This window comes from Mesorhizobium sp. M4A.F.Ca.ET.022.05.2.1 (genome assembly GCF_003998845.1).
Classification (GTDB): domain Bacteria; phylum Pseudomonadota; class Alphaproteobacteria; order Rhizobiales; family Rhizobiaceae; genus Mesorhizobium.
This window is the reverse complement of sequence record NZ_RZOJ01000422.1, coordinates 1-5,208: the sequence shown is the minus strand read 5'-3', so window position 1 is coordinate 5,208 and position 5,208 is coordinate 1. Positions and strand designations below refer to the sequence as shown.

6 protein-coding genes are annotated in these 5,208 nt (G+C 63.5%); 4 read left to right on the top strand and 2 right to left on the bottom strand.

The annotated features are described in order from the left end of the window. Nucleotides 1-1,293 (bottom strand): diguanylate cyclase (locus tag EN745_RS29445; RefSeq protein WP_245487871.1); only part of this gene is annotated, 1,293 nt, incomplete at its 3' end. Nucleotides 1,294-1,311: 18 nt separating this feature from the next. Between EN745_RS29445 and EN745_RS37310 the strand changes: the two genes are divergently transcribed. Then, nucleotides 1,312-1,641 carry a hypothetical protein gene (locus EN745_RS37310; RefSeq protein WP_245487870.1) on the top strand — a complete coding sequence of 110 codons (330 nt, stop codon included), beginning with the start codon at nucleotides 1,312-1,314 and terminating at the stop codon, nucleotides 1,639-1,641. A 338-nt stretch (nucleotides 1,642-1,979) separates the two neighbouring features. Here the strand turns inward: EN745_RS37310 and EN745_RS29440 are convergent, their stop codons facing one another. Beyond that, complete coding sequence (locus EN745_RS29440) at nucleotides 1,980-2,732, bottom strand: IclR family transcriptional regulator (RefSeq protein WP_127422865.1); 753 nt, start codon at nucleotides 2,730-2,732, stop codon at nucleotides 1,980-1,982. A 203-nt stretch (nucleotides 2,733-2,935) separates the two neighbouring features. On the opposite strand from EN745_RS29440, the gene EN745_RS29435 reads away from it, so the two are divergent. From EN745_RS29435 to EN745_RS29425, 3 genes are all read left to right on the top strand, one after another. Further along, the gene (locus EN745_RS29435; protein ID WP_126058318.1) at nucleotides 2,936-3,901 is read left to right on the top strand and encodes a tripartite tricarboxylate transporter substrate-binding protein; all 966 of its coding nucleotides are present in this window, start codon (nucleotides 2,936-2,938) and stop codon (nucleotides 3,899-3,901) included. A 132-nt stretch (nucleotides 3,902-4,033) separates the two neighbouring features. Next, nucleotides 4,034-4,567 (top strand): tripartite tricarboxylate transporter TctB family protein, encoded by a 534-nt coding sequence (locus EN745_RS29430; protein WP_127422864.1) that lies wholly within the window; start codon nucleotides 4,034-4,036, stop codon nucleotides 4,565-4,567. Nucleotides 4,568-4,571: 4 nt separating this feature from the next. Beyond that, nucleotides 4,572-5,208 (top strand): tripartite tricarboxylate transporter permease (locus EN745_RS29425; protein WP_189363194.1); only part of this gene is annotated, 637 nt, incomplete at its 3' end.

Sequence of the window (5,208 nt, the reverse complement as noted above, 5' to 3'; positions counted from 1 at the left end):
GGCCATTTCCGTGAACCGTTCCCGCAGGGCCGTGTCGCTGTCGCTATGCAGCTGAACCCGATTGCGGCCCTTTTCCTTGGCCATGTAGCAGGCGACATCGGCGGCCTGCAGGGTTTCTTCAAGCGTGACTTTGGCATCCACAATCTGGACCATGCCGATGCTGACGCTGATGGCGAACGGTCTTCCGGTCCATGAGAAATGCAGGTCTTGAATGGTCGCGCGCATCCGTTCGGCAATGTCGGCGGCGAGATCCAGGCTGCAATCGAGGAGGAGGACGCCGAATTCGTCGCCGCCCAGTCGCGCCAGAATGTCGCCCGGCCGAAGATCATTGCCGAGCAATATGGAGACCTGACGCAGCAGCTGGTCGCCGGCGGCGTGGCCGCATGTGTCGTTGACCAGCTTGAACTGGTCGAGATCCAGATACATCAGGGCGTGCTGCCCGGGTCGATGGTGCAAATCCTGGATGGCCTTCTGCAGGCGGCTCTCGAAGTCGCGGCGATTTGCAAGCCCCGTCAGTTCGTCGTGCGATGCTTGCCATGAAAGGCGCTCGATGTAGTCCTGTTCGCGCGTCATGTCGTGGAAGGCGAGCACGGCGCCGACGACTTCGCCGGACACCAAAAGCGGTGCGCCAGTCAGGGCAATGGGAACGACCGAACCGTCGGCGCGCTGCAGCAGTCGCGGGCGGGCATTGGAACGCCTCGGCTCGCCGGCCAGCAAGCGCTCGATCCATTGCGTCTCCTCGACGCCGCTGTCCTTGTCGACGAGCTTGAACAGTGATGCGATCGGTTTGCCTCTCGCCAGCTCGAACGTGTGCGCCAGCAGGCGTTCGGCGACAGCGTTCATGTAATCCAGCCGCCCATCGGAATTTGTGCTGATGACGGCCTGGCCGATCGAAGCAAGCGTGATCTGGGCCCGTTCGCGCTCGGCATTGAGCGCGTTCTGGAAAGCCTGGCGTTGCGCCAGGAGTTTGCGCGTGCGCCACACTGCTAGCAGGATGAGCAGAGCGGCTGTGGCGAGATTGGCCAGCGTCAATGCAATGTTGATGAAACGCGAACCCTCTCCCAGGCTGTCAGAGAACGCCTTGGACAGAGGGCCGATCTCATCGTTGAGCCGGTGGATCTCTGCCTTCCAGGCGCCGACCTGGTCCGACGATACCCGTCCTTCCGTGACCTTCCGGTGGATTGTCTCGCCCAACTCGTCGAGCGCCAGGATCATGTCGTCTGCAGCCGCCCAGCGCTGAATGGCGACGTCGAGGTAGCTGAACCAACGAAAATTTCGGAACAACCAGATCATTCCCGCGACGTCGTCGGCGTGATTTCCACCCTGCACGAAACCGGCGCGCGCCGCCTCGGTGTCGGGCTCGGCCTGCTCAAGTGCCAGCCGCGCCGCATGATCGGCCAGCGGAACGGCAATTGCGGTGCGATACTCGTTGAAGAAATCCGTCTTGCCGGTATCGGCATAGAGGCTGAGGAAATAGATGGCCTCTTTCTGTCCTTTCGACCAATGGCTTTCGCCGCCGACGTAGGCGCGAACCGCCGAAAGCGTATAGAGGCTGCCGCCGGCGACCAGAGCCTGGACAAGGACCACGAGGATGAATGGCCAGACCAAGCCGACAAGACGTGGGCTGGAAAGCGCCGGTGACAGCCTCATCAAGCTTCCATGGAAATTGCCATGGCCCCCGTGAACCCGCTGGGCCTGACCGAGGCAATTGCAGGCCAGGCGAAACCTCTCTCCCTCATGTCGCTGCTCGTCATGCGACAACAGCCCGAGTAGCATGTCGGCCTTAACAGCCAATAAACTTGCCGAGTATTTTTACTCGAGACAGCCGGTCTTCTTCCACAGGTTGCTTTCGCAAGGGTATAGGATAGGATTTTAGGCAAATACTATTTCAGTTCGACTGCTTCCAATTTGCCGGCGCTCGAAAGCCCGACAAATCGGGACCAAGTCATGGAAACAAAGTTCAAAGAGTTTCCAGTGCCTTATCGGCGATGAACGGCTTTCAAACTTGCTCGTTCGAGCATCGAGGCGTCTTCGCCGAAGGCGCGGGTGGCGCGAGCCGCCGCCTCGAGCAAGGGCGCCGTCATGCGGCGCAGAAAGGCTGCGTCCACGCGCGTTCTTGGGCCGGCAAGGGTGAGTGCGCCGAGAAGAGTCCGGCCGGGTCCAAAAACAGGCGCCGAGACGCCAGCCGTCTCGGGATCGCGGTCGCCCACCGACAAATGGTGATAGTCCGCGCGGATGGTATCGTAGGGCTCGCCCTGCTCGCCGGAGAACGCGGCGAGTACACGGCCGCCGGAACCCGCCAGCAAGGGCAGCACGTCGCCCTCGCGGATGGTGTAGCGGATCGGATGCTTGGATTCGACGCGGTAAAGGCAGGTGCGGACATCGCCGGAGCGGACATAGAAGGCGACGCTTTCCCAACTCCGCTCCGACAGATCTCGCATGATCGGCAGCAGGACATCCATCGCCACCACCGAGCGCTGGTAGAGCGCGCCAAGCCTGAAGGTGGCCGGTCCGATCCGATAACGCCCGTCGTCAAGCCGTTCCAGCAATTGGCCGCGCATCAGCGAGTTGGCGAGCCTCAGTATCGTGCTTTTGTAAAGGCCGGTGCGGGTCGCGATCTCGGCCAGGCCGAGCGAGCGATCGGCGGGCGTGAATGCGTCGAGAATGGCGATGGCGCGGTCGAGAGCGGCAACGCCTTCGGTGGAAGTCGGGCTGGCAGGTGTATTTTTCATCCCGATGATGATTTCATGTTGGTCGCCCCGTCCAGGCCAAGCCTGGATGATGCGATTTTGTCGTGGCAAAATCGTTCTGTCTAGTAGAATGCCATTCCCGTTGACAGAACGCAGTCACAAATGCTTGAACTCGAAGGCGGGTCTGAATTCAGGCCACGTCTTTGGCAGGCACCGGAGGAGGTGTCGTGATTTGGAGGAGTCCCATGCTGAACAGACGCAGATTCTTGACGAGCACCGCGGCCGGCATCGCGGCATTGCACTTCACACCCGCCTTCGCGCAGGACGCGCCGCAACTCCAGATCTTCGTTCCCGCCGCGCCTGGAGGCGGCTGGGACCAGACGGCCCGCACGATCGACCAGGTGCTGCGTTCTGAAAAGCTGATCTCCGGCTCGCAGATCACCAATGTCGGCGGTGCCGGCGGCACGGTCGGCCTGCCGCAATTCGTCAATCAGTGGAAGGGCAAGGGCAATTCACTGATGGTGGCCGGCATGGTCATGGTCGGCGCCATCATCGCCAACAAGTCCGCGAACAACCTGACCGAAGTGACGCCGATCGCCCGCCTGACCGGCGAGTTCGAGGCGCTGGTGGTGCCTGCGGCATCGCCGTTCAAGACCGCCGCCGATTTCGTCGCCGCGCTCAAGGCCGATCCGACCCAGGTTCCGGTGGCGGGCGGCTCCGCCGGCGGTTCGGACCATATTCTGTTCGGGCTGATCGCCAAATCCGCCGGTGTGCCCGCGACCAACCTCTCCTATGTGCCATTCGCCGGTGGCGGCGAGGCGCTGTCGGCGCTGCTTGGCAACCAGGTGGCAGCCGGCATTTCCGGCTATGGCGAATTCTCCGAGCAGGTCAAGGCAGGTGCGCTCAGGCTGCTCGCCATCTCCGCCGATAAGCGCCAGGAAGGTATCGACGCGCCGACGCTGAAGGAGGCCGGCATCGATGTCGAATTGTTCAACTGGCGCGGCGTTTTCGCTCCACCAGGCGTCTCCGACGACGACAAGGCGGCGATGATCAAGCTGGTCGAGACCATGGCCAAGAGCGAGGCCTGGGCGACCGAGTGCAAGAATCGCAACTGGACACCGATCCTGCTCACCGGCGACGATTATGCCAAGTTCGTCACCGAGGACACCGCCCGCATCGGTGCCATCCTCAAGGATCTCGGCCTCGCCTGATGCCTTCCCCAGGCGGGCCGGCCGGCGCCGCTCCGCCTGGACCTTCGCCAGGCGCATGGACATGACATCCATCGCGGGCGAGACTGCGGTCAGGGCCGGCCGTGGGATGCCGGCCATCGAGGGAGGACATTCATGAGCACCAGCGACCAGCAGGCGCCGCCGCGCTTTGCCATACCCGAATTGTTGATCGGCGTCGGGCTTCTGGCCTGCGCCGCCGCCGTGGCCTGGCAGACGCTGGCGATCCCGGTGTCGCCGCTCTATTCCAAGGTCGGCCCGAGGGTCTTCCCCTACATCACGATGGCCGGCATGGTGATCCTGTCGCTGCTGCTCATCGTCGCGGCGCTTCGGGGCGGCTGGCAGCCCGACGAGGAAAAGGAGACGCCGACCGACTGGAAGTCGATGGGCTTCGTGGTTGCCGGCCTCGTCGCCAACCTTTCGCTCATCCATCCGCTCGGCTTCACCGCCGCCTCGGTGATCATGTTCGTTCTGGTCTGCTACGGTTTCGGCAGCCGGAGCCCGCTGCGCGACGCGCTGCTGGGCCTGATCCTGGCGCTCGCGGCCTATTTCGGTTTCGCCAGGGCGCTCGGCGTCAACATCGGCGCCGGTTTCGTCGAGAACCAGCTGAACACGGCGATCAACGCCGTCATCGCCATGGTCAGGGGCTGACGCCATGGACACGCTCAACCAACTCGCGCACGGCTTCTCGGTCGCCTTCACGCCGGCCAACCTTTTGTGGTGCCTGGTCGGCACTACATTGGGAACGGCGATCGGTGTGCTGCCCGGCCTCGGGCCGGCGCTGACCATCGCGCTGCTTCTGCCGATCACCTACCAGGTGGCGCCGGAAGCCTCTTTCATCCTGTTCGCCGGCATCTATTACGGCGCTATGTATGGCGGCTCGACGACGTCGATCCTGCTCAACACCCCCGGCGAGAGCGCCACCATCGTCACCGCGCTCGAGGGCAACCGCATGGCCCGGTCCGGCCGCGGCGGCGCGGCGCTCGCCACCTCGGCGATCGGCTCCTTCGTCGCCGGCACCATCGGCACGCTGGGCGTCGCCTTCCTGGCGCCGATCGTGGTCAAGTTCGCATTGGCCTTCGGCCCGGCCGAGTATTTCTCGCTGATGGTGCTGGCCTTCATAACCGTCTCGGCGGTGCTCGGCTCTTCGTCGGTGCGGGGTCTCACCAGCCTGTTCGTCGGCTTCGTCATCGGCATGATCGGCGTCGACCTGCAGACCGGACAGCCGCGTTTCACTTTCGGCACGGGCGAGCTGCTCGACGGCGTCGATGTGATCATCGTTGCCGTCGGCC